The organism is Synechococcus sp. R5-15 (assembly GCF_047462035.1).
Taxonomy (GTDB): domain Bacteria; phylum Cyanobacteriota; class Cyanobacteriia; order Thermostichales; family Thermostichaceae; genus Thermostichus.
In genome coordinates this window covers 1-3362 of record NZ_JANSIK010000169.1, presented here as the reverse complement: position 1 = coordinate 3362, position 3362 = coordinate 1, and the positions used below count along the sequence as shown (strand labels likewise).

General features: G+C 55.4%; 4 protein-coding genes and 1 tRNA gene. 1 reads left to right on the top strand and 4 read right to left on the bottom strand.

Annotation, left to right across the window (positions count from 1 at the left end; translation table 11 throughout):
• Nucleotides 1-258 precede the first annotated feature (258 nt).
• Nucleotides 259-693, bottom strand: a complete 435-nt coding sequence (locus NW839_RS12635) for a hypothetical protein (RefSeq protein ID WP_011432900.1) — start codon at nucleotides 691-693, stop codon at nucleotides 259-261.
• Nucleotides 694-894: 201 nt separating this feature from the next.
• Here NW839_RS12635 and NW839_RS12630 point away from each other — a divergent pair.
• Nucleotides 895-968 (top strand) — tRNA-Arg (locus tag NW839_RS12630).
• A 34-nt stretch (nucleotides 969-1002) separates the two neighbouring features.
• Here NW839_RS12630 and NW839_RS12625 read toward each other — a convergent pair.
• From NW839_RS12625 to NW839_RS12615, 3 genes are all read right to left on the bottom strand, one after another.
• Nucleotides 1003-1437: a type IV pilin protein gene (locus tag NW839_RS12625; protein WP_414350438.1), complete on the bottom strand. Its 435-nt coding sequence runs from the start codon at nucleotides 1435-1437 to the stop codon at nucleotides 1003-1005.
• A gap of 573 nt (nucleotides 1438-2010) precedes the next feature.
• Complete coding sequence (locus NW839_RS12620; protein ID WP_414350440.1) at nucleotides 2011-2817, bottom strand: FAD binding domain-containing protein; 807 nt, start codon at nucleotides 2815-2817, stop codon at nucleotides 2011-2013.
• Between the two features lie 42 nt (nucleotides 2818-2859).
• Nucleotides 2860-3291: a DUF1818 family protein gene (locus NW839_RS12615; protein ID WP_414380691.1), complete on the bottom strand. Its 432-nt coding sequence runs from the start codon at nucleotides 3289-3291 to the stop codon at nucleotides 2860-2862.
• Nucleotides 3292-3362: the final 71 nt, after the last annotated feature.

Genomic DNA, 3362 nt, shown 5'->3' with positions numbered 1-3362 from the left:
GAACTTCTTGAGTTTTCTCTATCTCGTCAGTGCTCTCTTTTGGCTCAAATGAAAGATCAACACAACCTAGTTTGGAATGACTATGATTTGTAATTTTTTACAGAAAGAGGCGTTTTTCAAAAGCTGAGCTGGCACTTGTTCTCTCGTTTTAACAAGTTGGCCAGAAACTTCTTAAGCTTTCTCTACTCTGTAGGGACGCTCTTCTGGATCCAGCTGATCCAGCTAGACCAGGGCATGGGGTAAGACTACTCCAAGATCCTATTCTCCCTCGGGGGGTGCTGCCGCCTCAGAATCCAAAATGGCCCCTGCTCCGTAAGAGTCAATATCGATGGCCTGGGATCCACCGGCAGCCAACAGAGCCATCAGGGATCCCAACTGCCACCACACCAAGCCTGCCGTGCTCAACACTAGGATCCCACCGACGCAGGCGGCCAAGGCCATAGACAGGCCAAACACGTTCAGACACGCGGCCACAAACCCAGAGGTAAACAGGCAGCAGAGACTGTAGGTGAGGATCACCCCAGGAGTGCGGTAGCGAATTTGCGCTTGGCTATCCCGGTTGAGCTGCCAAAGGGCCACCTGGTATTCCAAATTGTCCTTGAAAATGATGCCAAAGATAACAGCAAAAAAGCTGAATAAGGCGATGGCAGAGTAAATGGGGGGATTGACGAAGGGATCAGAAAGGGATTCCATAGGGCTGACCTCGGTTTGGGATCCAAGTCCTTAGCTTAACACTTCTTAGCATCACAGAAGATGTCTAGCAGGTCAATGTCAACAACACAACCGATAACGCCAGACCCAGTTGGGGCATGATGAGAACTGGTCGGGTATCACCTCATCTGCAAAAGGGCTGTAATCTGAGATGGGGGCTAAGAGCAGTAGGATGTTCGACAAGGGGCTGTAGCTCAGATGGATAGAGCAAGCGCCTCCTAAGCGCTAGGTCGGCGGTTCAAGTCCGCCCAGTCCCGCTTCCTCAAGCCGCCAGACTCCTGCCTGGGCAGGTCAACGATAGAGGTTGCAGGAGTTGTGTAGGTTGTAGCCGGAGACCAAAACCTCTTGCTGGCGATCCCCAAGGCCGATGTCACAGCGCAGGGGATTCCCACCAGCAGCTGTGTAGGTGTGAGACTCCGTCATCCAACGTATGCCAGCTGGGCCAGGAGTGGGAGGAACAACTTCGGGAAGACGATAGTTGGGGGCTTGCCAGGGATCTTGCAGATAACGATCCCCGTGGATCCCTCCGAATTCAATATCGGCGTAGCCGGAGGGATAAACCGTAAAGTCCATGCGGAAGATTTCCGAAGCACGGCCAACGGTCGCCAAAGCTGTTTGGGCTTCAGCAACTCTGGAACGGCGAATGTGGTTAAGCAGGTTGGGAATGGCCACCGCGCAGAGAGTACCGACAATCACGATGACCACCAGCAACTCGATCAATGTCATGCCACGAGGAGCCGCAGTGGCCAGACGAAAGAGGATTCTCCGGAGATACACTTCATGAGGGGAAAACCGACTCATAGCAGTTCCAGTCCCGCTTCGGGAGAAATCAGGCACTTAGCTGAACCCAAAGGAGCTTGCCCCAGTATTCCAGCCTTTCCTTGGTCTCAGGTTACCCTTTGCGGATCCAAAACTTTCCCTGTCAAATCACGCGAACTCCTGAATCCAAAACCCCACTGGATATCAACTGTAGGTAAATTTTTTGTAAACTGGCTTCAAGTTTTAAGGCCAGATAAATCTGAGTTCACTGTGAACTGTTTTCGCGGCTGTCTATGGGGTGACACTGCCAGTTGCTACTGCCCCAAACTTTTATGTGTTACCCATTTTTGGAACAGCAACAGATGAATTTTTGCCTGTGGCTATCTCAATCCTATGGACGGGAATGTCAGACTTATGGTCATTTCGATTCAAACTGGGGCACTGACCCACGCCTAAAACCTTTACTTTCAGAGCGGCGGGAGCTTTGGCAGGATGAGTACGTCGTTCTCAGCCCCCTGTTGGGATGGGGCAATACCCCGATTAGCCCAAGATGTCTATACAGCGGCGAATCAATACCTCGCTCATGCGTTGGCGGTAAAGGGCGCTGGCCCGAAAATCCGCGATCCAGCCGTGGGCTTGCTCTGCCAAAAGTTGGGGAAGATGTTCTGGATCGGGCCGGGATCCCAGCCGCACCAGTTGTGGGGGTGAAAGGGCAGCATTGAGTCCGAAGCGATAATCGCCTGAGTCGGGATCGCGGGATCCAGCGACGATCACCAAGGCGGGATCCGTTTGGGTGATGCCGAGCCGCTGAAAGGTGCTGGGGCCGCGCAGCCGTTGGGCCGGGATCCAGATGGATCGCAAGGCTTCGCCCAGCTGCTGCAGAGTTTGTTGGGGGCCGGTTTGAAAGTCCTGAGCGGGGATGTGGCGCAGGGATCCCTGCAGATCGATCAGCGTGTAGGTGGCCTCAAGAGCGATCAACACGGGTGCTACGACACCGACACTCAGGGCCAGGCAGAGATTTCCCCCTATCGTTGCCAAGTGGGCCACCTTAAAAGAGGCCAAAGACGCCATTCCCTCGCACAGGGCGCGGATCCCTGGCCAATGGGGCGGCCAAGGGTATTGCAGCAGTTGCTGGAAGGTACAGGTTGCCCCCAGTTTTAGCCCTTCTGCGCTGATTTCCAGCTCGTTCCAGCCCAGAGGATGCAAATCGACCAGTCCCCGCAGGTGGGGTTGCGGCTGGGAGAAGAGCCAAGTCCCCCCGGCCAGCCAGTTCCAGCCGGGATCCCAGGCGGTCAAGTCCTCAAGCTGTTGGGGACGAATGTAGGTGTGCAGATGGTGCAGATCCATGGGTTCTCTCAGGCAGGGATCCAGACTGCAGGCTTCAGGGGGCTAGAGAGCTTCCTGAAAGCATTGGGCGAGGGCCTGGCATAGCTCAGGGACAACATCAGCAGGCCAAAAACCTTCTCCGCGCCGGCCTTGATGCAATTGCACGTAGAGGCCCCAGGCGGTGGCGCTGCCGCTAGCAATCAACGTCAAAGCAGGGCAAGTCTGCTCCAGCGTAATGCCCTCCTCCGCCATCAGTTGGGAGGCGATGGCCTCCATATCCTGCTGCAGGCGCTGCACCCCCTGCACAAACGCTTGCCACTCCTCCTGAGTGAGCTCCAGCGCCCAGGCTTCTCCCCCCACCAGCGCAACAAAAGGGGAACGGGTGGGATCCCAGCCCAGCCTCCAGCCGGATCCCTTGTGCAGAGAGGGGCGGCGTCCCGCCGTGGCGATTGGGAACCCGTCGTCGGGAACAGACAGGCAAGGAAAAGCATCCATGGTGCTGATACATTTACGCTGAACACTGCTGAACATCACTGTTCAACTATGCAGCGATAGCATTCTGTTTG